The organism is Pseudomonas sp. T8 (assembly GCF_024610635.1).
Taxonomy (GTDB): domain Bacteria; phylum Pseudomonadota; class Gammaproteobacteria; order Pseudomonadales; family Pseudomonadaceae; genus Aquipseudomonas; species Aquipseudomonas chlororaphis_I.
Genome location: NZ_CP102374.1, coordinates 727878 through 751024, shown reverse-complemented (window position 1 = coordinate 751024; position 23147 = coordinate 727878). Strand labels below are relative to the sequence as shown.

At 59.5% G+C, this 23147-nt stretch carries 20 protein-coding genes and 2 pseudogenes; 1 reads left to right on the top strand and 21 read right to left on the bottom strand.

Annotated features, from left to right (window positions below):
* Positions 1-8: 8 nt before the first annotated feature.
* The 7 genes and pseudogenes from NRG23_RS03285 to NRG23_RS03255 form a co-directional block, all read right to left on the bottom strand.
* The gene (locus NRG23_RS03285; RefSeq protein WP_257373748.1) at positions 9-2468 is read right to left on the bottom strand and encodes a fimbria/pilus outer membrane usher protein; all 2460 of its coding nucleotides are present in this window, start codon (positions 2466-2468) and stop codon (positions 9-11) included.
* Between the two features lie 229 nt (positions 2469-2697).
* Positions 2698-3378, bottom strand: a complete 681-nt coding sequence (locus NRG23_RS03280; RefSeq protein ID WP_257373747.1) for a molecular chaperone — start codon at positions 3376-3378, stop codon at positions 2698-2700.
* 115 nt (positions 3379-3493) lie between these two features.
* The gene (locus NRG23_RS03275) at positions 3494-4018 is read right to left on the bottom strand and encodes a fimbrial protein (RefSeq protein WP_257373746.1); all 525 of its coding nucleotides are present in this window, start codon (positions 4016-4018) and stop codon (positions 3494-3496) included.
* 256 nt (positions 4019-4274) lie between these two features.
* Positions 4275-6341, bottom strand: a complete 2067-nt coding sequence (locus NRG23_RS03270; RefSeq protein ID WP_257373745.1) for an ATP-binding protein — start codon at positions 6339-6341, stop codon at positions 4275-4277.
* Positions 6342-6506: 165 nt separating this feature from the next.
* Positions 6507-7133, bottom strand: coding sequence for a response regulator transcription factor (locus NRG23_RS03265; RefSeq protein WP_257373744.1), 627 nt, complete (start codon positions 7131-7133; stop codon positions 6507-6509).
* Positions 7134-7173: 40 nt separating this feature from the next.
* Complete coding sequence (locus NRG23_RS03260; protein WP_257373743.1) at positions 7174-8268, bottom strand: EAL domain-containing protein; 1095 nt, start codon at positions 8266-8268, stop codon at positions 7174-7176.
* Between the two features lie 389 nt (positions 8269-8657).
* Positions 8658-9734: pseudogene (locus tag NRG23_RS03255) on the bottom strand (P1 family peptidase).
* A gap of 180 nt (positions 9735-9914) precedes the next feature.
* On the opposite strand from NRG23_RS03255, the gene NRG23_RS03250 reads away from it, so the two are divergent.
* Positions 9915-10715, top strand: a complete 801-nt coding sequence (locus NRG23_RS03250; RefSeq protein ID WP_257373742.1) for a LuxR family transcriptional regulator — start codon at positions 9915-9917, stop codon at positions 10713-10715.
* A 199-nt stretch (positions 10716-10914) separates the two neighbouring features.
* Here NRG23_RS03250 and NRG23_RS03245 read toward each other — a convergent pair.
* The 14 genes and pseudogenes from NRG23_RS03245 to nac form a co-directional block, all read right to left on the bottom strand.
* Positions 10915-11784: pseudogene (locus NRG23_RS03245) on the bottom strand (IS5 family transposase).
* Positions 11785-11924: 140 nt separating this feature from the next.
* Positions 11925-12290 carry a histone-like nucleoid-structuring protein, MvaT/MvaU family gene (locus tag NRG23_RS03240; RefSeq protein WP_257373741.1) on the bottom strand — a complete coding sequence of 122 codons (366 nt, stop codon included), beginning with the start codon at positions 12288-12290 and terminating at the stop codon, positions 11925-11927.
* Positions 12291-13154: 864 nt separating this feature from the next.
* Positions 13155-13988, bottom strand: a complete 834-nt coding sequence (locus NRG23_RS03235; protein ID WP_257373740.1) for an ABC transporter substrate-binding protein — start codon at positions 13986-13988, stop codon at positions 13155-13157.
* A 59-nt stretch (positions 13989-14047) separates the two neighbouring features.
* Complete coding sequence (locus tag NRG23_RS03230) at positions 14048-14776, bottom strand: amino acid ABC transporter ATP-binding protein (RefSeq protein WP_257375124.1); 729 nt, start codon at positions 14774-14776, stop codon at positions 14048-14050.
* 23 nt (positions 14777-14799) lie between these two features.
* Complete coding sequence (locus tag NRG23_RS03225; protein WP_257373739.1) at positions 14800-15543, bottom strand: amino acid ABC transporter permease; 744 nt, start codon at positions 15541-15543, stop codon at positions 14800-14802.
* A gap of 6 nt (positions 15544-15549) precedes the next feature.
* Entirely contained in the window at positions 15550-16251 is a 702-nt protein-coding gene (locus tag NRG23_RS03220) for an amino acid ABC transporter permease (protein WP_041988132.1), read from the bottom strand.
* A gap of 119 nt (positions 16252-16370) precedes the next feature.
* Positions 16371-17123, bottom strand: a complete 753-nt coding sequence (locus tag NRG23_RS03215) for an SDR family oxidoreductase (protein ID WP_257373738.1) — start codon at positions 17121-17123, stop codon at positions 16371-16373.
* 160 nt (positions 17124-17283) lie between these two features.
* Positions 17284-18051 (bottom strand): LamB/YcsF family protein, encoded by a 768-nt coding sequence (locus NRG23_RS03210; RefSeq protein WP_257373737.1) that lies wholly within the window; start codon positions 18049-18051, stop codon positions 17284-17286.
* Positions 18052-18070: 19 nt separating this feature from the next.
* On the bottom strand, positions 18071-18475 hold the full coding sequence (locus NRG23_RS03205; RefSeq protein ID WP_257373736.1) for a biotin/lipoyl-containing protein: 405 nt from the start codon (positions 18473-18475) through the stop codon (positions 18071-18073).
* 12 nt (positions 18476-18487) lie between these two features.
* Positions 18488-19459 (bottom strand): biotin-dependent carboxyltransferase family protein, encoded by a 972-nt coding sequence (locus NRG23_RS03200; protein WP_257373735.1) that lies wholly within the window; start codon positions 19457-19459, stop codon positions 18488-18490.
* Positions 19456-20121 (bottom strand): 5-oxoprolinase subunit PxpB, encoded by a 666-nt coding sequence (gene pxpB / locus NRG23_RS03195; protein ID WP_257373734.1) that lies wholly within the window; start codon positions 20119-20121, stop codon positions 19456-19458. The genes NRG23_RS03200 and pxpB overlap by 4 nt, the downstream gene beginning before the upstream one ends.
* Positions 20118-21470 carry an acetyl-CoA carboxylase biotin carboxylase subunit gene (gene accC, locus NRG23_RS03190; RefSeq protein WP_257373733.1) on the bottom strand — a complete coding sequence of 451 codons (1353 nt, stop codon included), beginning with the start codon at positions 21468-21470 and terminating at the stop codon, positions 20118-20120. The genes pxpB and accC overlap by 4 nt, the downstream gene beginning before the upstream one ends.
* A 32-nt stretch (positions 21471-21502) precedes the next feature.
* A complete protein-coding gene (locus NRG23_RS03185; RefSeq protein ID WP_257373732.1) occupies positions 21503-21940 on the bottom strand; it encodes an acetyl-CoA carboxylase biotin carboxyl carrier protein subunit in 438 nt (145 codons plus the stop codon).
* Positions 21941-22054: 114 nt separating this feature from the next.
* Complete coding sequence (nac, locus tag NRG23_RS03180) at positions 22055-22960, bottom strand: nitrogen assimilation transcriptional regulator NAC (RefSeq protein WP_257373731.1); 906 nt, start codon at positions 22958-22960, stop codon at positions 22055-22057.
* Positions 22961-23147: the final 187 nt, after the last annotated feature.

Here is a 23147-nt window from a genome sequence, read left to right as displayed (position 1 = left end):
TTATCCGATTATCGACAAACAAAATCGGATGCCGCTACTGATGATGGGGGATTAACTTTTGGCAAGGTGAAGTCAACCTGACACTGTTGGCTCGCCGTATTGCCCCACTTAACCTGCAACTGACCTTTTTCCGGAACGCCACTCAGGTACACCTGGCCATCCGTGCCGACAATGCTGCTGTTGTCCATGGCACCGTCCTCTTGCAGCAGGGCGGCGGTGGCGCCAAACGGCACCGGTTTGCCCTGGTGTGTCAGCGTCATCAGCACGCGGCTGCCCACGCGGGTCTTGAAGTTGGCCAGCACCACCGCGCCATTGGTGGGAATAACCGTCTGGGTGTTGGTGTCGATGTCCACATCGTCTGCCAGCGTCTCGCTATCCAGCGCGACACGGTTCTTGCGATAGGTACTGACGTACGGCACCACCGCGTAACCCCGCCAGTCCGTGCGCACCCCGGTGTTGTTTTGCACCTTCGCATCCGCCGCGCCCGGTGCGCGGACCAGGGCGATGGTTTCGCCTTGTTCCTGGGAGAAGGTCACGCCGTAAGGGTGAGCCACGATCCCACCCTGGAACCCGTAGTTCACCTGTTGCGAGTTCTTGTCGTAGTTGTAGCCCGCCCGGGCTTCGCCATAGGTGCCCCTGTAGTTGGCGCTGGCACTGCCGCTCGTGCCGATGCCCTGGTTGGCATAGCCCTGCTGTACGTTGTAGTTCAGGTTGTTGTCCGCCAGGGCTGTGCCGCTCAGGCTCACGTCCTGGGTGGTATTGCCCTTCTTGCTGGTGTTGAGGTTGTAGCGAACCCAGCTGTTAGGCAGCACTTTCTCCAGGGGCACCTGCACGTTGAAGGACAGCTGTTGATCCTTGCTGTTGCGGCCTTCATAGATCGGCGCCTGGGTATAGGTGTAGTCCACACCGTAGCTGATGCCGTTGTAGCTCAGGTTGTAACCGGCGCTCAGGCTGCGCTCATAGCCCTTTTGCCGCCAGAAGTCCTGTTGGTAACCGTTGACATAGAAGTTGCCATATTCGCCCAGCGACTGACTGATGTTGATCTGCGCCTTGCTGCGCTTGTTATAGGTCCGGCGCCAATCATTGAAGTTGCCAGGATCGATTTCATTGGCTTCCTGGAAGTCGTAGTAACCGCTGGTGGAGTAACGGTAACCGGCCAGGGTAAAGGTGGTGCCGGTGGCCGCGATGTCCTTGGCGTACTGAATGCGATACGACTGGCCGTTATGCCGGGAGCCATCGCGCAATTCGGTCTTGGCCTGGGTCACATCGGTGGACAGCGAACCCCAGTCGCCAAACCCGTGGCCGACCCCCAGGCTGGTGGCGGAATACTTTCCAGACGCCAGCAAGCCACCGTACAGCGTGGTGTCATAAGGCATACCGTAGATCAGCGTGCCCTGGGCAAATGCTGGCTTGCTGCTCTCGCTGGCTGTCGAGCGGTATTCACCCGCAGTCACCGAGTACTTCAGACGCCCTTCACGCAACATCACCGGCACCGCGGAGAACGGCTGGACAGAGCGTCGTTCGGTGCCGTCGGCCTCGGTAATGGTCACTTCCAGATCACCACTGGACGATGTGGGGTACAGGTCGGTAATGGTGAAGGCACCGGCTGGCACATAGGTCTGATAGATGATGTAGCCGTTCTGCCGCACGGTGACCTGGGCATTGCTCTGGGCAATACCACGCACCACGGGGGCAAAACCTTTCAGGCTGTCGGGGAACATGTTGTCGTCCGATGCCAGCTGCGCCCCTCGGTATTGGACACTGGTGAACACATCGCTGGGCGTCGAGCTGTCACCCAGGGTCAGTTGCCCCCTCAGCGACTGAATGTCCCGCTGGGCATAGCTGTTGACGTTGTCCCAGCCGCTTTTGCCACTGCTCTGGTTGTAGGTGGAGTAGTTGCGCAGCCGCCACGCACCCAAGTTCAAGCCGCTGCGCAGGTTCAGGTAATAACTGTCGTCGGTCCCCGAACGGTTGTCGCGCGAGGTATTGGCACCGCTGAAATTGTAGTTCAGCAGGCCAGCCGTCAGCCCCTGGTCCCAGGTGCTGGGATCCACATAACCACGGGCTTCGCTCGTGAGCGCCGCTTGCGGAATACTGAGATCCAGGCGTTGCTCGCCGAAGTTGAACCGACTGCTGGCGTCCGGAATATAGTCCTGCAGTTGGGTGATGGTTTGCGCAGTTGGCAGTTGCTGCAGCGTCGGGAAGGCTTCGAGCTTGACGCCCATGTCTTTCAATTGCTGCGGCGTCAACTCGGGCTGCAACTTGCCCTCGACATCGACAAAGTTGACGTCGCGATTGCTGATGCGAGTGTCGTTCAGAAAAATATCGACCCGGTAAGTACCGGGAAGCTGCCCGCCCTGGCTGGAGAAACGCTCAAGGTCTATGGACTGCTGGCTGAGGGTATCTATTTCCAATGCATAAGGGTTGAAATAGTCCTCTGCCCATACCGAGGCGGGCTGCACACTCATCCCCAGAACGAAATGGGCCGCTATCAGTGTCGCCAGACGAGTGGGAGTGAACGCATATGAACGACCACGTGCCTTCAGTTGTGGCACAGGGTTCAGATGATATTTTTTCATGCCAATAAACTCCACTCAACTTTATGACGCGCACGCCACTCCCACTGACTGCGGGCAGTTGATCCAGCGGATTGATAGTTAATTAAACGGGAGGGGTAAAACAGGCTTCTGAACTTGATCAGAGGGGTGCACTGGCATCCGCAGAAACACCACCAAAATCATTGATCGCCTGCCAACTTGCGGCACCGCTCGCGCCGGCCGGAATTGCCCAGGTCAGGGAACTTTGTGGAGCCACCATGCCGGCATTTGTAATCTCTTCCTTACCCACGCTCACGCGATAAAAAGAAACGTGGTAAGGCGTTGGGTTATTGACCTGCAATTGATTGCCGGAGCGGCTGAACTTCAGGGATTTATAGGCATCACTGGCGGAGCCGGACAAACCGGCCGGGCGATAGAACAGTTTGATTCGGGTTTTTACCGAAATCTGTAATTGATTGGCGTCGGACTTTTCCGTGGCAGGAATCGACTTGATATTGACCCAGAACACCGACTCCTTGTTTTCGGCAAAGGTGCCACCGGTACGGATGATACGCAGCACGTTTTCTTGCCCCGCATCAAGGCGAAACAGTGGCGGCGTCATGATGAAAGGGGCCTTCTGGGCGCCGCTGGCCCAGGTGTCCTCGATCCAGGACTGAATCAGGTAGGGCGTGGTTTTTTCCGGGTTCATGACGGAGATGGAGGCTTCTTTTTTCGAGCCGTCATACACCACACGTGTTCCGCCCACCACCACGCCGGCCCACGAAGTATGGGTGATACCTAAGAGGCAACTGGCGATACAAACGGACTTGAGCCAATGCATTGATAAGTGCTCCTTGAGTGGCTCCTCATTTCCTGTTCTTTTTCAGGGAAGTTGGTGCGACTTGAACATTCAGTCGTACCGGGCATTAGCTGACTTAATGCCCGGACTTTACGAGTTAGTTGTAAGTAACGGTGAAATCGCTGACGGCGTTCGCGGAACCGGCTGCGACAGTGGCGTTAGTGGCAACATACTTGGCAATGAAGTTGAAGGTGGTGTCAGCAGTGGTCGACAGTGCCTGGCTGGCCGACGCGCTACCGACCGGGATCTGAGTAACGGCGTCCTGCTCATACAGACCGATGCCGACACCGGTCGCTACGCCCGCGGCGTTGGTCAGTGCCAGCAGGCTGCTGTTCGCAGGGTTGGCCGGGCCGTCGAACTTGATGGTGGCGTTGTTGACGTTTGCCGGGCAAGAGGTCAGCACAATGTTGAAGCGCGTCGGAGCAGCGGTAGCGCCTACACTATTCAGGGCCGAGGATTGGACAGTACCCAAGGTGACGGTCTGATTGGCGGTGTTTGCAGTAACGGTGCAAGCTGCGTCAGTAATGTTGCCGATGAAGTTGATGGTGCCGTCAGCGGCGTTGGCCATGCCTGCAAATGCGCAACCAGTCAGCAGCGCTACAGCGATCAAACTTTTCTTCATAGCGGTATTTCCTTCAGGTTAAGTAGATTCTTGCAAAATATTTAATTGTTTCGCTCAACAACACAAACACCGGACTATTGCTTTTTTAGGCAGCAGCTTTATATGCAGGCCGATTACCGTGATTGGGAGAGTGAATAACAACAACGCAATTGTGTGGGTAGTTGGCGCCAGATGCGCGAGGAAAAAACTATCGCGAGACGAGAAAATTCTCGCTATATCTCAGAATTATCTTGCCTAGGATTTAGCAGCCCGCGACTCAACCATAATCACGCCCATCGTTGAGGCGATACTGAGTCCTGAGGTAGAAAGACAGCCGCTCCATGCACTGATAAAGACTATTGATCGCTTCTGTGAGAACGGATTTTTCATGTTCCCCACAGGCTGTCTCGACCTCTTCGCAAGACTGAATCAAGGCTGAATAGCCGATGATCCTGGCGCCACCTTTGATTCGATGGGCGAGATTCGAGAGCCCTTGCACATCATGTTGGGCGAACAACCTCTGTAGGTGAGTCATGTCCTCTTCATTGTTATTGTCAAGCTCCTGCAGGAGCTTTCTCATTGCCTCCTCGTCACCACGGGTCAGTTGCTCAAGATTGGTGAGGTCGATCTCCTCGATGCCATCATGTCGAGCCTCAAGCTCGGCCCTGGCGGGAGTCATCACCTCGGGCGCGGCGCTGAGCCAGGCCTCCAGTGCCTTCAGGCCGATCGGCTTGAACAGGCACTCATCCATGCCGGCCGCCAGGCAACGCCGCTTTTCCTCAGGTTGCGCATTGGCGGTGAGCCCCAGGATCAGGCTGGGCTCCAGCCCACGGGCATACTCCTCTTCGCGGATTGCCTGCGCCAGGTTATAGCCATTCATGATCGGCATATGGCAGTCGGTGATGACCACATCGAAATGACGATTGCGCCATGCCCGCAAGCCGTGGGCGCCGTCCACGGCATCTTCGACCTGATACCCCAGATAGCTCAGTTGCTGGCACAGCAAAAGGCGATTGGCGGGGTAGTCATCCACCACCAGCACGCACAGGCTCCGTCCCCCGGTATCCACTGGCAAGTCCTCGACCACTGCCTGTTCAACCTGTGGCTGGAGAACAGGCAGGTGCAGTGCGGCCACAACTTGCGTGCCTTCGCCAAAGGAACTGGAAAGGGTCAGGGTTCCCCCCATCATTTCGCACAGCGAGCGGCTGATCATCAGCCCCAATCCCGACCCACTGTAAGATGACTGCGGATTGTCGCCGGCCTGGGCAAAAGGGTTGAACAGGATTTGCTGGTCCTGCCGGGAGATGCCAATTCCGCTGTCCTCGACCCTGAGGGTCACCTGGATAGACTTGCCATCCAAAGCCGGCTCGGCACGCATCCTCACCCAGACACTCCCCTCCTCGGTGAACTTGATCGCGTTGCTCAACAGATTGGAAAGAATCTGCTTGAACCGCAAAGAGTCTACCCATACGTCGCAATCCGAGCAGGCGTCCAGCTCCAGGACCAAGGACAAATGTTTCTGCTTGGCAACGCCCTCGAATACCCGGGTCACCGACTCCACAATATTCCGCAGGTTGGCGCGCCCCGGTGCCAGCGAAAGCTTTCCGGACTCAATGCGGGAGATATCAAGGATATCCCCTATCAGACCGAGCAGGTCCTTCGCGGTACCAGACGCCACCTCGATCGCGAAGCGGTCGGTCACACCCTGTTCGGCTTTCTTCATGGCCAATTCGAGCATGCCGATAACGGCATTCAGCGGCGTGCGAATCTCATGACTCATGGCAGCCAGAAAGGTGGTTTTTGCCCGGTTGGCCGCATCGGCGGCATTCTTGGCTTCGCTCAACTCATGCAGCAGTTGCTGGCGTCCGCTGACATCGATCCAGCCGGCGACCATCCCGGCAACCTCACCATCGGACCCTCGATACGGCAATGCCCAATGGTAGATTTTTAAGGTTCGCCCGTCTGTCATGGTCAGGTCTCGATCATGTAGATGGGGTTCTCCCTTGCCCATCAGCGCCAGGCAATACTTGTGGTAGTTTTCCGCTTCGTTCCTGTCGGCAAACGGTTCATCAAGTGCTGAGGTACCAATGAGCTCCCCTTCGCTAAGACCGATCATGTTCTGGTAACTACTATTGCAAGCAACCATTCGCCCCATGCGATCACGGATGTAGAGAGGGTGAGGTGTTCCATCCAGCATCTTGCGAGTCAGTTCGTAGCGGCTTTCAAGCAAGTGGTATTCATTTGCGCGTACATTCTGTGCATGACGTGAAAGACAGCACTGAACAATATTCAGAATTACCGAAAGCAAGATAAAAACAATAAGCAAGTACATGAAGTAACTCATCGAACAAAACCAGAAAGTTTACTAAGTTCAGCCGACTATCGTGACTCAGCCAACCCGATGCAGCAGATGGCAGAAAGAAGCAACACTAGAGTTTTGCTGGCGCACCTTTTGGTGCAGAGTAAGTTTCAACCAATAAATAATAGATATATACCGTTAAAAACCTGCCTATATCAGATTGTTGCGCTTGGCAAAGTCAGCCAGATAAATAACTGATTTGACCTTGAGCTTTTCTATAAGCTTGACCTTGTAGGCGCTGACAGTCTTATTGCTGATCAGCAGGGCCGTTCCTATTTCCTTGTTTCCCAGGCCACTCGCAAGCATCTGTATTATGCTCAGCTCGCGGTCCGACAGGCTTTTGATCAGATCAGCATCCGATACATGAATATCACTGCTGCGCACCGAACTGGCAGACAGGTTGGGGAAGAAGCTATAGCCGTCCATGACAGCACTGATGGCTCTGACCAACTCATCCAGATGGCTGGTTTTTGATACGAAACCAGCGGCTCCGGCCTTCATGCAGCGCAGGGAATATATCTCCGCTGCCTGCGAGGTAAAGACCAGGATCTTGATGGGAAGGTCCATCATTCCTATGCGCGTGATGACTTCAAGCCCCCCCATCTTAGGCATGGAAATATCGAGCACCATGATGGTCGGCATATGCAAACGGGCCAGTTGCAAGGCTTCGGCACCGTTCTCCGCCTCCGCTACTATGTCGAATCCCCTTTCGCTCAAGATGTTTCTGAGTGTCAGTCTGATCAGCGGGTGATCGTCCGCTATAATTGCCTTATACATACAATGTCCAATAAGTTACGTGATGTTGAGAAGGTAAAAGTCAGCGATTTCTTTTCAGATGATTTTCAAAATTTTCCTGGCTCAACCAACTCTGAAAATCCAGCCCGGTCATCGGCCTGGCCAGATAATAGCCTTGCCCGAAAGTACACCCCATATTGATCAAGCGTTCCAACATGCTCCTATTACTGATGCCCTCGATGACCAGACTTTTGCCCAAGGCATGGGCAAGCGCCTGGGCACAGGAAATTAGCGAATGGTCATGGGGGTCCTTTATTCCTTCGATAATGCTTGCATCGAGCTTTATCTGGCTGAGCGGCAACTGACTCAGCAAGGAAAGGGAAAAAAAACCGCTACCGAAGTTGTCGACCGACAGATTGCAGCCCATCTTGTGCAACTCAAAAAGATGGTCTCTTGTTGCTGGGCACAGGTCGGAAAGACCATTTTCTGCCAGTTCGAAGGTCAAGATGCTTCCAGCGAATCCATGGCGCTTGAGAGAGGTTTGTATATGCTCTACCAGTTCACGCTTGATCAGTTGAGAAATATGCAGATTAAAGGCCAATCCCAGCTGCGTCGGTTGATTGAGTGCCTGCAGCAACATCAGCCCTTGGTCCAGTAACTGCTTGAACATCTCATCAATCAGGTCATAGGCAACCATGGCTGCCAGGAAGTCTTTGGGCAGCAGCACGCCTTTGCGCGGATGCTCCCAGCGCGCCAGCACTTCGACACCTGCCAAGCTGGCGTCGGCCAGCAGGAATTTAGGTTGATACCAGCCACGGAAATGCCCCAAGGCCAGGCTGCGGCGTATTTCCACTTCGTTGGGCAGCATTGAAAGCACAGCTTGAGGCGCAGCATGAGACTGACCGATCGCTCCTCCTGGCTCATAGCGTAGCAACAGGTCATAGAGTGATCGGAGCTCAAAAGGCGCAGACAAAATTCCGAGTATCGGCAGCCCCGAAAGGCTTCCTAGACTCTCCAGTGCCCTGTGCAAGTCCGCACTGCATTCGCCGCACAACGCCACCGCACGCACTAACTGCTTTTCTCCAGCCCGGCCAAGAAAATCCAGACTTTCGAGCCCTTTGTGATCCAGGCTGCAAATAATGACCCCGACATCGCCTGCCTGGGTTATCTGGTCCATGGCCTGCTCAGGTTCACTGGCTTGCAGGACATCACGTACACCCAGTCGATATAGCATCTGTACCAATACGGTGCGTTGGGACAGGTGGCTCTCCAGGACGAGAACACGAGGGCAAATCATTTTGACTACTCGAGAAAATTGAGGGGGGATTGTTCAGAGCTCTACCACCGCCTTCAAGGCGACCTTTCTCGGGCACTTCAAGAAATTTCTCGTGCGACACGCAAAGGGAGGAGCACGCTCATTGAGCAGTCGGTGTTTCCAGCCCGATCAGCTATCAAAGGGCTGGTGACAAGTATGAGGGGGGCAGGACGGCATGGTAATCACTGCAACGGGTTACCCTGCCGGGGGTAGTCGGTGGAATGACCGGCAGTCGTAGACGGCAGTGATTCTTAGCCGCGCCAGCCAACCTCGCGTAGCGCATGCAGCAGGCGTTCACCACCCAGGCCGGGCACCAGCACGCCGTCGGCAGTCTGCATATCGACGCCGGCCAGCAGGGCGTTAATGATGGCTTCTTCCACGGCTTCGGCCGCCGCCATGAACAACGGGGTAATGTGGTCGTTGTTGAGCATCTCGACCGGCATGGCAAAAGGCACGCCTTTACGTCCGTAGGCGGCCGGAGGCAGCTTCTGGTCCGCACAGGAGAAGGCGACAAAGAGATCGCCGCTGGCATCTTCGGTACCGCCGCCGGTACGCGCAATGCCGATGGATGCGCGCTGTGCCAGACGCTGGCACTGATGCGGCAGCAAAGGGGCATCCGTAGCAATGATCACCACGATAGAGCCCATTCCTGGCTCGCCACGATCAGCAAATGGCGACGGAATGTCGCCCAGCACCCGACCCACCGGGTAGCCGTCGACGCGCAACTCTTGACGTTGACCATGGTTGGCCTGCACCAGCGCGCCGACCGTCCAGCCTCCTTGCTCCGTCGAGAGTTTGCGCGAGGCGGTGCCAGTACCGCCTTTGAACTCATGGCAGATCATACCCGTCCCCCCGCCCACTGCGCCTTCGGCCACTGGACCGGATTTCGAACTGGCCAGTGCATCGCGCACATGCTTGGGATTGACATGCTGCCCCCAAATATCGTTGAGCAACCCATCGTAAGTTTCCAGAACCACCGGCATACACCAGTACTCTGAGGGATCAGCCAGCGCATCACGCACGACACCAACGCTGTGGGTATTGGTGATGGCGATGGGGTTGCTCAACAAGCCAGCCTCGCGAATCTATTCCAGGCCCGTCGCGTCTCCGTTGCCGTTGAGTACATGCAGGCCCGCGAAACAAGGATCGAGACGCGCCTCACCGGCGCGCGGTTGCACCACCGCCACGCCCGTACGGATCTGCTTGCCGTCGGTGGCAATGAAAATCAGGGTACTGTGGCCGACGCGAACCCCGGGGACATCGGTAATAGCATTAAATTCGCCGGTGGTACCGACTCCTACAGTGATACCGAGTTGACGAGCGCGCATGGGGACTCCTTTGAGAATAAGACTGCAAGAAAGAACGAGGGCGCGACCTTCATGAGGGACGCCACCCGGACGCAATCTAGTGGGGCGACAGCGCACGGCCAATCACCGTAAGGAGTTACGCCTCTTGACGCAGATACATGAAGTGGAGGAAAACCGACGGTACTTTTCAGGGACATGGGAATGCATCAGATATTTCGCGAAGTCAGCATGCACTCCAACCTAGGCCGAGTGATCGAGCATATTGGGCGGCCCCGCTTTTGGACGCAGCTGACATTGTTGTTGCAGCAGTGGGTGCCGTTCGACCATGCGTTGGCAATCTTTTATCCAGGTAGTGGCGCGCCAGTAGTACTGGAACTATACGATGCCGTACCACATGATGGTCCGGCCATGCCTGCCTATCTCAATGGCCTGTACCAACTCGACCCTTTCTACCAAGCCTGTCGCGACGGAATTTCCAGCGGACTGCATCGCTTGGAGGAAGTAGCCCCTGACCAGTTTCGCCAATCCGAGTACTTCCTCAGCTACTTCCACGCCAATGTGTTGGAAGATGAGGAGCAGTTCATTGTGCGGGTACCTGGCCAAGGAGCATTGTCGCTGTCATTGGCCACACGTCAGCCTTTTACGCTCGAGCAGCACGGAATCCTGACCACGATCTGCCCATGGGTGTTAGCGCTGATGGAGCATCATTGGCAGGAATACAGCCAGCCTTTGCAACTGACCAGCGCTGCGGAAACCTCTCAGATGAGGGACGCTCTCGGTCAATTCGGATTGTCCGTACTGTCTGAACGCGAGATGGAGACCGCCCAGCTCATCCTCCGAGGCCATTCCACCAAAGCCATTGCAAGCCTTCTGGGCATCTCTCCTGAAACCATCAAGGTACATCGGCGACATCTCTACAGAAAGCTTGATATTTCCTCGCAGCCCGAATTGTTCGCGTTGTTTTTGCAATCGCTGGGACATGGCTTGGAGAATCACTGTTAGCGAACTTCTTACACCCGGTCTGTAGCGGGTGGTCGGCGCCAAGGAAAAAGATAAACAGAGTTAACAATCCCAGAAAGTTATCCCCCCTCTTTACATTGATATCCCGTCGACAGCGATACCCAGTAAACGTATAGCCAAGGAACCTACCGAAAAATCTTAGACTAGCTATTGGGCAAGCCTGTATTGCGCTCGGTGATCCTCAAGCTGACCACCGTAGGAAAGGTTTTTTGCCAACTCGCCTTCGAAGCGGCCAATGCCGACATAGTCGAGCCAGTAGTGTGCCGCCTGCGGTGTTCTTGACCAAGCCTCGGAACCGCACCTTGGTATAACCAAACTGGCGCTTGATCACCCGGAAGGGATGCTCGACCTTGGCCCGCACCTGAGCCTTGGCTTTCTCGATCTTGCGCAGCGCCTTGTACAAGGCACTGCGCTTTCCATGTTTCTTGTAGCTGCTGCGTCGGGCCGCTGGCGACCTTCATGTTCAGAACGCTTCTAACCGGCGTCAGCGCACACCACGTTTTCCTCGCCATGCAGCAGTTTGTCGACCTGGGGGATGTCCGCGACATTGGCCGCCGTGACCACCACGCTGTGCACCAGCCCCGACCCATCGCCGGCACCGATATGCGCTTTCGCGCCGAAGTAATATTGGTTGCCTTTCTTGGTCTGGTGCATTTCAGGGTCGCGCTTGCCGTCCTTGTTCTTGGTCGAACTGGGCGCATGGATCAGCGTGGCATCGACGATGGTGCCCTGACGCAATGACAGGCCGCGATCGCCAAGGTAGCTATTGATCACGCCCAAAATGTCTGCCGCCAACGATCGTGGTCTCGTACAGCGCTTCTTCCATCGCCGGATCGCTGTAACCGAACCAGTTCTGCATCAGGTGTATGCGCAGCATCGCCATCAACGGATAAGCCGGACGACCACCTTCACCCTTCGGGTAGTGCGGTTCAATCAGGGTGATCAACCCCTTCCATGGCACCACCTGATCCATCTCGATCAGGAACAATTCCTTGCGGGTTTGCTTGCGCTTTCCGGCATACTCGGCATCGGCAAAGGCCATCTGTTTCATCGGAAAACTCGGTGACAGGTGTCCGTGGATTTTGCCAAATCAGGAAGTCTTTTTCAGGGTGCCCCTAGGCACATCAAACGTTAAAACTGCGCATCAAAAAAATTGAGCCCACATAGGGCTCTTTTGTTTTTATACCAGAATCAATTGGTCAGCCAAGACTCGACAGTGTCTGATCCGAATTCAGTCTTCCATTGTTTGAGAGTTCTATGGTTCCCTCCCTTGGTTTCAACAACCTCACCACTGTGTGGGTTCTTATAGGTTTTCACCTGGCGCGGCTTACGGCTACTGGCTTTCGGTTCACTGGCAGGTACACGACGAGCGGACTGCGGATCAAGTAGACTGATCACGTCCTTCAGGCTGTAACTATACTCGCCGAGCAAAGCCCGCAGCTTACTCTCAAACTCCATCTCTTTTTTTAAGCTGGAGTCACTTTTCATAGACTCCAGCTCCGCCAGTTGAATGGCCAGTTGTTGTTCGAGTTTGCGATATTCAGCCAAACGAGACATGGGTAATTTCCTTAATATTTGGATAGCACAGAAGCATGATAGTGTCGACATTCCATGGAATGTGGACATCTTACGATTTGTTACTTTAAAAATGTCAAGTTTTTCTGCTCGGGCACCCATGCAATAAACAGTATTAATTTCAAGCAGTTACGAACATTTTTAGCTTTTCGTCGCCCTTTCATAAAAGGATTCCCAAGAAATATTCAAACACGTCAAAGAGCTCCGGGAGTCTGGATTGTTGGGGGAAGTCGATACAAAGAGCTCGTTGCTCCCCTACTCTCCCCTCAGCCACACCTAGAGAGTATCGCAGATACCTGATGAAGCCACTTGTACGACAAATCGCGCTGATTACCGGCGAAGCACGGGGCATCGAACGGACGAATCGGGGTCATCGATGTACTGAAGGGAAGTCTGACGATATGACACTTGAGGAAATGCTCACCCGCTCGGCAGATCTACAGAACGAGATCCTGCTACTGCTCGAAGACATCCCCACACATCCCGGCGAGCGCTTTGAGACTTCAATGGCTTTCTGTGGAGTCGCCCTAGAGCATGCTCAGGCACTCCGCATCCTGTTCGAACATTACACCGCCAGGAGCCCTTAACAGGGCGTGACCTGCTACCACCTCATGAGCTGGGTTGGCCAGCAGATGCGGCGGTAGATGGTTGAATGCCTTACCACATGCACCACGGGCAGCATTTGCGTCACGACCTAGGTCGAATGTTTGCCTCCCATGTCAAAGGGTTTGAACAGCGGCCTCTCAATTGGATTGTTGGTACCGGTTATGAACGGTTCGTTATATCGCTAAAAAGCCCAGCGTTTTAACTCGCCGGGCTTGTTCCGTCATAGCTGGATATCGGAACTTAAGGCAAGGGTTCAAACTTCAAGTCGGCCAGGCTCTGGACCTTGTCCTCTCGCTGCATCTTGTACTCGGTATTCGGACCGATCCAGCGGTCCCAGATCGCGTCGATCTCCCCGGCCTTCTCCATTGCCATCAACGACTCGTTGACCTTGGCCAGGAAGGCCGGCTCATCTCTGCGCATGCCGGCGCCGATCGGCTCCAGCGCCATCGGTTCCTTGGCCAGCGCCAGTTCGACACCGTTGGATTTGGCCTGGTTGACCAGTTTCAGCGCGGTCATGGTGTTGGTCACCAGGCCTACGACCTTGTTCTGTTGCAAGGCCATGTAGGCTGAACCGGTGTCCTGGAAGGTCACAGGCGTGGCCCCGGCGAGACGAATCGACTGCTCGGAGGTCGAGCCCTTGGTGGAGCTGATGCGCTTGTCCTTGAAGAAGCTCTTCGGCTTGTCGGCATTGGCCGCGCGCACCACCAGGGTTTCCTTGGCGACGTAGTACGGGTCGCTGAACTGGATCTGTTCGGCGCGGGTCCTGGTGTAGGCCAGGTTGGCGAAGATCAGATCGACCCGGCCCATTTTCACTTCCGGAATCCGCGCCTCCACCGACAACGGCTTGAGCTCCAGCGCTACACCCAGGGTTTTGGCCAGGGCCTTGCACAGGTCGACGTCCATGCCCACCAGCTCGCGGGTCTGCGGATCGGGGGCGGAGAACGGCGGCACGTCGGCATACACCCCGCAACTCAGGGACTTCTTGGCCATGACATCGCTCAACTGATCGGCTTGGGCTGCCGCAACAGCTAAGGGACCTAACGCCAGCGTGACAAACAGCTGCTTCATACTCATGGAATATAACTCCTGAAATTGGAACGTCTGGTGGCAGAGGTGGCAAACACCGCCGCGCCTCAGTGAGCGCGCAGGTCGGCGATGAAACGTTGCGCTCGCGGGTGCGCGGGCTGGTTGAAGAAGCTTTCGGGGGTGCTCTTTTCCAGAATCTGTCCCGCGTCCATGAACCAGATGGTGTCGGCGACTTCACGGGCGAAATTCATCTCGTGGGTCACGCACATCATGGTCATTCCATCCTTGGCCAGGCCCTTCATGACGTTCAGCACTTCACCGACCATTTCCGGGTCGAGGGCGCTGGTGGGTTCATCGAACAGCATCACCGGCGGCTCCATCGCCAGCGCCCGGGCAATCGCCACTCGCTGCTGCTGGCCGCCGGACAACTGCGCCGGATAGGCCCCGGCCTTGTGCGCCAGGCCGACCCGCTCGAGCAGTTCCATGGCCTTGTGCCGGGCGGCCGAGCCTTTCAGGCCGCGGATCCTAGTGGGCGCCAGGGTGATGTTTTCCAGCACCGACAGGTGCGGGAACAGGTTGAAGCTCTGGAACACGAACCCCACCCGGCTGCGCAGCCGGTTGAGGTTGCCGTCGGTGCCGTGGACATCCTGGCCGTCGAACAGGATCTGGCCTTTCTGAATATCCTCCAGACGGTTGACCGTGCGGATCAGGGTCGACTTGCCGGAGCCCGAGGGCCCGCACAGCACCACCACTTCACCGGGCTTGACCTCGGCGGTGATGTCGGTCAGCGCGTGGTAGTCGCCGTACCATTTATTGATTTTCGAAAACATGATCATCGGATGCATGGGCGCAACCCTCTTCAATTATCGATAGCCAGCAAGGGGTCGCCGGTCTGGGCCGCGGCACCGTTGCCCCGGCGTTTGCGGGCGATACGGCGCTCCACCCAGCCGGCCAGGTGGGTCAGGCCGAAACACAGCAAGTAGTAGATGACCGCCAGGATGAAAAACACCTGGAACGGCTGGGTCAGCAGTTGGTTGTTGACCTGGTTGGCGGCGAAGGTCACCTCCTGGACGTTGATCACGTAGCCCAGGGAGGTTTCCTTGATGATCGAGATGAACTGGCTGATCAGGCTCGGCAACGCGTTGTACAGGGCCTGGGGCAGGATCACCCAGACCGTGGTGCGCAGGTAGCCCAGGCCCAGCGCCCGGGACGCCTCGTACTGCCCCGCGGGCAAGGCCTGGATGCCGCCGCGGATGATTTCGCACAGGTAGGCGCTCTGGTAGATCACCAGGGTGCAGAGCATGGTCACGAACCCGGTGATGTTGTGGCCGATCAGCAACGGCACCAGGAAGTAGGTCCAGAAGATCACCATCAGCAGCGGGATGCCCCGCAGCACATAGACCCAGACCGTGGCGACCCAGCGCAGCCCGGCCCAGGGCGAGACTCGCGCCAGCGCCAGCAGCAAACCGAAAGGAAAGGCCAGAGCCAGCGCCAGAGCCGCCAGGATCAAGGTGCTCGCCAGGCCGCCCAGGGGGCCGTGCGGGTACTGGCCGATGAGGAACAGGGTCCAGTTCTGCTGCAGAATCGAGAAGATATCGAACATCGTCCCCTACCTCGCCAAGGCTTTGTTGAAGCGCCGCGCCAGCAGCGCGCCGAGCCCCATCAACAGCAGTGAAAACATCAGGTAAAACACTGTGGCCACCAGGTACGACTCGAAGGTGCGAAAGCTGTAGTTCTCGACCTCGCGGGTGGCGTACGTCAGCTCCACCACGCCGATGGCCATGGCCAGGCTGGTGTTCTTGAACAGCAACACGGTGTGGTTGATCAGCGACGGCAGGCAGTTGCGCACGCCCTGCGGCAGGATCACGTAGCGCATCGAGCGCACGTACCCCAGGCCCAGGGCCCTGGAGGCTTCGGTCTGCCCCGCGGGAATGGCGCGCAGCCCGCTGCGGATGTCTTCACAGAAATACGCGGCCTGGCACAACCCCAGGGCGATCACCGAGAACAGGTATTCGGTGCTGTAGTTCGCCAGCCACAGTTGCGTGGACTCGCTGAGCAAGGTCGGCACGCCGAAGTACCAGAGCATCAACTGCACCAGGGTCGGCACATTGCGGTGGTACGACACGTAAGCGGCCACCAGGCGGTCGGCGAACTTATTGCCGGTCAGGCGCACGGTCACCAGCAACAGCGCCAGGGCCATCGCCAGCAGCCAGGCGAACAACGCCAGTTGCAGCGTTATTTCGATACCCTTGACGATCAGCTCGGCGTATTCGCCTCGCAGAATCGCGGCCAAATCGAAGTCATGCTTCATGGTCAATCCCTATCGGCATTGGGCTAAGGGCAGGAACAAGGCGCCAGGCACGGCCATGGCGCGGGTGTTGCGATGACGGCTCGGGCCGTTCTTCTGAAATGCCGGGGGCAAGGGAACACTCAGCCCTGGTAATCCTCGGGGCGGGCGGTGGAGAGGCCGCCGGGCACTTGCAGGGTCGGGGTGATTTCCATGTGCCCGACGTTGACCGCGATCGGCGCGGCAATGGCAAAGGCAATGGCGTCGGCGATGTCCTTGGCCTGGGGCAATTCGAAGCCTTCGACGAAGCGCTTGTAGGTCTCTTCGGAGTCGCCATGGACATGGGCGAAGATGTCGGTGGCGACCCGCCCCGGGCAGATCTCGGTGACCCGCACCCGCTTGCCGAAGGCATCGATGCGCAGTTGTCGCGAGAGCATGCTCACCGCCGCCTTGGTCGCATGGTAGGTAGAATTGCCGCCGAAGTTGTAGGCCGCGGCGATCGAACTGATGTTGATGATGTGCCCGCAATCGCGCGCGACCATCCCCGGCAATGCCAGGCGCGCCAGGTGCAGGACCGCACGCAGGTTGACGTCGATCAACAGGTCGATGCCTTCGGCGTCGGCCTTGAGAATCGAGCCAGGGCGGTCGACCCCGGCGTTGTTCACCAGGATGTCGAAGCGCTGCGTCTCGAACAGCCGTGTCAGCCCGGCCAGGTCGGTGACGTCGATGGCGTGGGCGATGCAGCCGGTCCTGGCCGCCAGTTCCTGCAGCTTGTCGGCACTGCGGGCCAGGGCGTGCACCTGGATCCCCTCCTGGCTGAGCCGCTCGACCACCGCGGCACCGATGCCGGAAGAAGCGCCGGTGACCAGCGCGGTTGTGTAATCAGAAAATGCCATGAACCTGTCCTCTTGCGGGGGCGACAGCGCCAGGCGCCGCGTCCGGTAATATGCCGATCTCGAGCCGATCGCCCTGACCTCGACTCTATCCAGCCCTGAAGCCGTGGGCCAAGACGGAATGACTGTGTGGCAATAAGCCCTGCTTATGACCGGGCGCGAGCTACGCCAGCAGCTGCGAAATCGGCGTGATACGGCCGCCGGCCTGCTCGATTTCCCGGCGAATGGTGCGCGCCAGTTCCACCGCGCCGGGGGTGTCGCCGTGCAGCAGGATCGAGTGCGCCGGCACGGCGATGCGCTTGCCACTGAGGCTGGTCAGCGTGCCCTCCTCCAGCAGCTGGCGAACCCGTTGCAGCACCGCCGCCGGCTCCTTGATCACCGAGCCCGGCACCTGGCGCGGCACCAGCAGGCAGTCATCGTCGTAGGCGCGGTCGGCCAGGAAGGTGGTGGCCACCCGCAGGCCGCTTTTCTCGGCGGCGCTTTCTATCGCCCGGCTGCTCGACGAGCTGATGATCAACCCCGGGTCGAACGCCGCCACCGCGCGCACCAGAGGCTCCGCCAGCGCCGCGTCGGCGGCGACCCTGTTGCCCAGGGCTCCGTGAAAGCTCATGTGGGTCATGCGATGGCCGTTGACCGCCGCCATGCCCGCCAGGGCGCCGAGCTGATAGACCACGTAGGTCGCCAGTTCCTTGATCTCGATGTTCATCTGCCGCCGGCCGAATCCCATCAGGTCGGGAAATCCGACATGGGCCCCCAGGTCGATGCCGCCCGCCTTGGCCAGGCGCACGGTGCTGTCCATGATCACCGGATCGCCGGCATGGAAGCCGCAGGCGACGTTCGCCGAGGAAATCAGGCTCATCAGCGCCTCATCCTCGCCCATGCGCCAGGGCCCGAAGCCCTCGCCCAGATCGGCGTTCAAATCGATGTTCATCTGCTGTCCCCTTGCCTTGTCAGGCCGCATTCAGGCGCATGAACGCCTGGCCATAACCGACGGTGGTGCCACAGGGCACCAACACCGCCGCCACCTGCCCGGCCTGCTGGCTGCGCACCGGCAACAGCAGGTCGCCGACTTGCAGCAAGGCCACCAGTTGCCCGGCCCGCACCCGGCTGCCGAGCGCGGCCAGGGCCTCGGCCTGCCCCGGGTGCTTGAACAGCAAGCAGCCCAGGCCGGGGGTCTTCAGTTCCTCGCACGCCGCCACCGGGGCAGCACTCGCTGCCGGCGCGGCCAATGCTGCAGGCGCCGTCTCGCCGCCACGCTTGAGCAGCAGGCGCAGGCCCGGACTCCGCACTTCCGCGCCAGCCAGATGGTTTTCCTTCAGCCATACCGCCAACTGGCGGATTTCCTCATTGGTCATGCTTGAGCTTCCTTAACGCGAGGCCAGCCCGTGGAGTTCCACCAGCCGGCGAACTTCCTCGAGGTAGCGCTGATTGTCTTCCAGGGCCGCGACGGCCTCGGCGTAGCTGCATTCGATAAAACGCACCCTGCTGCCGATCGGCGCCTGGCCCAGGCGCCAGAGGTCCGCTTCGATCACCGTGCCGAATTTCGGGTAGCCGCCACTGGGTTGGGCATCGCGCATCTGAATGATCGGCTGCCCGCCATGGGGCACCTGGATCACCCCCGGGACGATGCCGTGGGAGCGCACTTCCATAGGCGCCGAAGGCAGGATCGGCATGCCTTCGAGCCGGTAGCCGTAACGGTTGCTCTGGGTGGTGATCTTCCACTCGCCGGCCCAGAACGCCGCGCGGGATTGTTCCTGGAAGTACGGGTACTCCGCCGCCGGCAGCACCCGCATGGCGGGCAGCCCGTCATGCTCCAGAGGCAGCGCCAGGCTCGGTGAGCGCACCCCGAAATCAGTCGGCAGCACGCTCGGCCCAGGCCGCAACGCCGCAAGCCGATCGCCCTGCTGCAAGGCTCGTCCGTGCAGGCCGCCGAACTCACCGCGCAATTGAGTGCTGCGCGAGCCCAGCACCAGGGGCACATCCACCCCACCGGCGAGGCACAAATAAGCGCGGCTGCCAGAGACCGGATAACCCAGGCTGAGCACCTGCCCTTCCCGGGCCTGCGCCACCCAGAACGGCAGCAGCGGCTGGCCATCCAGGGTCGCCTCGCCGGCGGCGCCGGTCACCGCGAAGGCACAGTCCGCAAGGAAGCGAACCTCGAATGGAAACAGCGGAATCTCGATGGCCGCCGCGTCCTGGGGATTGCCCAGCAACAGGTTGCCCAGGGCCAGCGCCAACCGGTCCATGGCGCCGGAGGTGCCGACGCCGTAGCCCAGGCTGCCGAAGCGGCCGAAGTCCTGCACCGTGGCCAGGGCGGTCGCCGATAGAATCTCGATCATCGAATGATCCTCTCGATGCGCAAGCGCAACATGTCGCCCGGCCGCAGCATGGCCGGAGGGTTTCGGGTCGGGTCGAAAAACGCCATCTCGGTGCGGCCGATGGTGTTCCAGCCGCTGGGCCCCGCCGACGCGGAGACCCCGGTCTGTACCCCGCCGATCGATACCGAGCCGGCGACGATGTCCAGCACCGGTACCTGGCGCCGTGGCGTGGCCAGGCGCGGGTCCATGCCGCCGAGGTAGCAGTAGCCGGGATGGCTGCCCAGGGCGTACACCGGGTACAGCGGCGCGCAATGCAGGTGGGCGATGGTCTCGATGTCCAGCCCGGTATGGGCGATGACATCGGCCATGTGCGGGCCGAACTCACCGCCATACACCACCGGCAATTCCACGATGCGCCCTTCGATGGGCAGCGGCGAGCAACGCTCCCAGGCGTCGAGCAAACGTTCGCACAGGCCGTCGAGGTCGCGCGGCGGCGTGCTGAACGTCAGCATCAGGTTGTTCATACCGGGTACCGCTTCAGCGATGCCCGGCCACTGGCCGGCCTGCAGCGCCAGGTTCCAGATCCGTTGTTGCGGCGCCAGGTCCAGCTCACCAGGGGCTTCGAACAGCAAGGCCGTCGAGCCCAGCTGGCTGATACGCGGCGATACTGAAGCAGTACTCATGTCGGACTCCGTTGTTGCAGCCAGCGTTCCAGATGGTGAATGTCCACGCCACCGGCGCAGAACGCCGGGTCGTCGAGCATGTCGCGGTGTAGGGGAATATTGGTGCTGATGCCCTCCACGCACATTTCGCTCAGGGCCAGGCGCATGCGGGCCATGGCCTCGTCACGCGTCGCGCCGTGGGTGATGACCTTGGCCACCATCGAGTCGTAGTAAGGCGGCACCCGATAACCGCTGGTGACATGGGAATCGACCCGCACGCCAAAGCCGCCGGGCACCTCCCAGCGCTGGATCAGCCCGGGGGTGGGCATGAAGGTCAGCGGGTCTTCGGCGTTGATCCGGCACTCCAGGGAGTGGCCGTTGAGCTGCACATCCTGCTGCCGCAGCTGCAGCACTTCGCCCCGAGCCATGCGCAGTTGCTGCTGGACGATATCGATGCCGGTGGTCATCTCCGTCACCGGGTGCTCGACCTGCAGCCGGGTGTTCATCTCGATGAAGAAGAACTCGCCGTCCTCATACAGAAACTCGAAGGTGCCGACGCCGCGATAACCGATCTGCCGGCAGGCCGCCGCGCAACGCTCGCCGACCCTGGCGATCAGCGCTGGGACGATGCCCGGCGCCGGCGCCTCCTCAAGCACCTTCTGGTGCCGGCGTTGCAGCGAGCAATCGCGGCAGCCCAGCCAGATCGCGTTGCCATGGGCATCGCACAACACCTGGATTTCCACATGCCGCGGATGGCCGAGAAACTTCTCGATATACAGCTCGGGGTTACCGAAGGCCTGGCGTGCCTCTTCGCGGGTCAAGGCGATGGCGGCGAGCAACGCGCCCTCCTCCTCGACCACCCGCATGCCGCGCCCGCCACCGCCACCCGCGGCCTTGACGATCACCGGGTAGCCGATGTCTCGGGCGATGGCGAGGATGCTTTCATCGTCGCTCGGCATCACCGAGTCCGGCCCCGGCACGCAGGGCACGCCGGCTTCACGCATGGCGCGCTTGGCGGCGACCTTGTCACCCATGGTGCGGATGCAGTCGGCGCTCGGACCGATAAAGGTCAGGCCGGCGGCTTCGATGCGCTCGGCGAAACCGGCGTTTTCCGAAAGAAAGCCATACCCCGGATGAATCGCCTGGGCGCCGCTGACCTTGGCGGCGAACAGCAACGCCGCCTGGTTCAGGTAGCTCTGGGTGGGTGACGCCGGGCCGATGCACAGGGCCTGGTCGGCGTTCTGCACATAACGGGCATGGCGATCGGCCTCGGAATGCACCACCACGGTCTGCAACCCCAGGCCATGGCAGGCACGCTGAATGCGCAGGGCGATTTCGCCACGGTTGGCGATCAGCACTTTGTCAAACATGAAATTCACCTGAAAGACGGATGGGCGTGGGGTCAGCCGAGACGGAACAGCGGCTGGCCGGCTTCGACTTCGGCGCCGCCCTGGACCAGGATCGCGTCGATCCTGCCGGCGGACTTGGCCTTGACCGGGTGGAACATTTTCATCGCCTCGATGATCGCCAGGGTCTGCCCGGCCTCGACCTGCTCACCGACCGCGACGAAGGGCGGCTCGCCCACGGCGGGCGTCAGGTGCAGGACGCCGTACAGGCTGGCCTTGACCTCCAGCGCCGCCGGGGCATCGGCCCGGGCCGCCACCTCGGGCGCTACCGGGGCCGGTTGCCCCAGCGGCGTAGCGAGCGATGGCGCACTGACCTGCACCGCGCCGGCCTGCCGAAAAAGACGAACCGTGGTGTCGCCTTCGGTCAGGCTCAGCTCGAGCAGATCGGACTCGGCGAGCAAATCGATCAAGCCCTTGATGCGTTCTGAATCCATGGGTGGCCCCCTGCCTGTCGAGCGGTCTTGAGTGGATGGGGCCAATGTAGCGAGCCCGTCCAAAGGCGGCCAAGACGCTTTGGCTTTGGCGAGATAAGCCGTGCTTATGACCGCTCAGATCAGGCTGCCGCGCATCTGCGCGACCAGTTCCAGGAGGATCGCCTTGACCGCCTGGGCCGGCACCGACAACGGCAGGTGGCCGGACAGGCACAACGCCAGGGGCGCCTCGATCTCCGGCTCGGCGATGCGACACAGGTACAGCGCCTTGTCCTCGACCATCACCCGCGCCGAGGACTCGGGCAGGATGGTCGAGCCGAAATGCTCGGCGACCGCCGCGCTCAGGGTGATCGAGGACTCGATCTCGGCCACCACCCGCGGGCTCATGCCGATGCGCAGGAAGGCTTCGTCCACCAGCCGGCGCATGACGTTGTAGGGCCGCGGCAGGAGCATGTCCAGGTCCGCCAGCTCGGCCAGCGGGATCGACTCGCGCTGGTCGATGGCCGGGTCGGCGCTGACCAGGTAGAGGTTCTCGCGCAGCAGCGAGACGAAGCTCAGGCCATGCACTTCACGCCCGCCATACAGCACGGCCATGTCCATCCGGCCGTTCATGATCAGCTCGCTCAAGGTGGTGCCGAAGTTCTCGTTGAGGTACAGCAGGATACCGGGATGGCGCTCGCGCACGGTGCGCAACAACGGCAACGACAGGGCCGACGCCGCGGTGCCCGGCGCCAGGCCGACCGACACCTGCCCGGACAGGGCCTGCCCCGTGGCATTGACGTCGCTCTGCGCCTGTTCGCACTGGCGCAGGATGATCTGCGCATGGCCATACAGCACCTTGCCCGCCTCGGTCGGGGTCACGCCGCGCTTGGTGCGGATCAACAGCTGTTGTTGCAGTTCGGCCTCCAGCGTGGCCAGTTGCTGGCTGAGCGCCGGCTGGGCGATATGCAGCACATCGGCGGCCTGGGTCATGCTGCCGATATCGACGAGTTTCACGAAGTACTTCAAACGGCGCAGGTTCACGGTGGCGTTGCTCTTGCTCGAAAAAAGAAGACAGCCCACGGGCTTTAGCAAGAGCCAGGCCAGCCCGGAATGCCCCCTCACCCGATCAACGCCAGGGCTTAACCATAAGGCTTTGCTATGGCTGGCTGGCGGCCGCACGCAGAACCGCCCGCGACAGGCATCCCGGCTTGAGCGCACCAACGCGGTG

Excerpts from the sequence above, each read along its gene's own strand:
- NRG23_RS03285 (WP_257373748.1), bottom strand. The coding sequence starts at position 2,468 with ATGAGTGTGCAGCCCGCCTCGGTATGGGCAGAGGACTATTTCAACCCT.
- NRG23_RS03265 (WP_257373744.1), bottom strand. The coding sequence starts at position 7,133 with ATGTATAAGGCAATTATAGCGGACGATCACCCGCTGATCAGACTGACA.
- NRG23_RS03250 (WP_257373742.1), top strand. The coding sequence starts at position 9,915 with ATGCATCAGATATTTCGCGAAGTCAGCATGCACTCCAACCTAGGCCGA.
- NRG23_RS03205 (WP_257373736.1), bottom strand. The coding sequence starts at position 18,475 with ATGACCAATGAGGAAATCCGCCAGTTGGCGGTATGGCTGAAGGAAAAC.
- NRG23_RS03275 (WP_257373746.1), bottom strand. The coding sequence starts at position 4,018 with ATGAAGAAAAGTTTGATCGCTGTAGCGCTGCTGACTGGTTGCGCATTT.
- NRG23_RS03260 (WP_257373743.1), bottom strand. The coding sequence starts at position 8,268 with ATGGACCAGATAACCCAGGCAGGCGATGTCGGGGTCATTATTTGCAGC.
- NRG23_RS03215 (WP_257373738.1), bottom strand. The coding sequence starts at position 17,123 with ATGGCATTTTCTGATTACACAACCGCGCTGGTCACCGGCGCTTCTTCC.
- NRG23_RS03240 (WP_257373741.1), bottom strand. The coding sequence starts at position 12,290 with ATGTCTCGTTTGGCTGAATATCGCAAACTCGAACAACAACTGGCCATT.
- NRG23_RS03200 (WP_257373735.1), bottom strand. The coding sequence starts at position 19,459 with ATGATCGAGATTCTATCGGCGACCGCCCTGGCCACGGTGCAGGACTTC.
- NRG23_RS03235 (WP_257373740.1), bottom strand. The coding sequence starts at position 13,988 with ATGAGTATGAAGCAGCTGTTTGTCACGCTGGCGTTAGGTCCCTTAGCT.
- NRG23_RS03225 (WP_257373739.1), bottom strand. The coding sequence starts at position 15,543 with ATGTTCGATATCTTCTCGATTCTGCAGCAGAACTGGACCCTGTTCCTC.
- NRG23_RS03185 (WP_257373732.1), bottom strand. The coding sequence starts at position 21,940 with ATGGATTCAGAACGCATCAAGGGCTTGATCGATTTGCTCGCCGAGTCC.
- accC (WP_257373733.1), bottom strand. The coding sequence starts at position 21,470 with ATGTTTGACAAAGTGCTGATCGCCAACCGTGGCGAAATCGCCCTGCGC.
- NRG23_RS03210 (WP_257373737.1), bottom strand. The coding sequence starts at position 18,051 with ATGAACATCGATTTGAACGCCGATCTGGGCGAGGGCTTCGGGCCCTGG.
- NRG23_RS03270 (WP_257373745.1), bottom strand. The coding sequence starts at position 6,341 with ATGAGTTACTTCATGTACTTGCTTATTGTTTTTATCTTGCTTTCGGTA.
- NRG23_RS03280 (WP_257373747.1), bottom strand. The coding sequence starts at position 3,378 with ATGCATTGGCTCAAGTCCGTTTGTATCGCCAGTTGCCTCTTAGGTATC.
- NRG23_RS03230 (WP_257375124.1), bottom strand. The coding sequence starts at position 14,776 with ATGATCATGTTTTCGAAAATCAATAAATGGTACGGCGACTACCACGCG.
- pxpB (WP_257373734.1), bottom strand. The coding sequence starts at position 20,121 with ATGAGTACTGCTTCAGTATCGCCGCGTATCAGCCAGCTGGGCTCGACG.
- NRG23_RS03220 (WP_041988132.1), bottom strand. The coding sequence starts at position 16,251 with ATGAAGCATGACTTCGATTTGGCCGCGATTCTGCGAGGCGAATACGCC.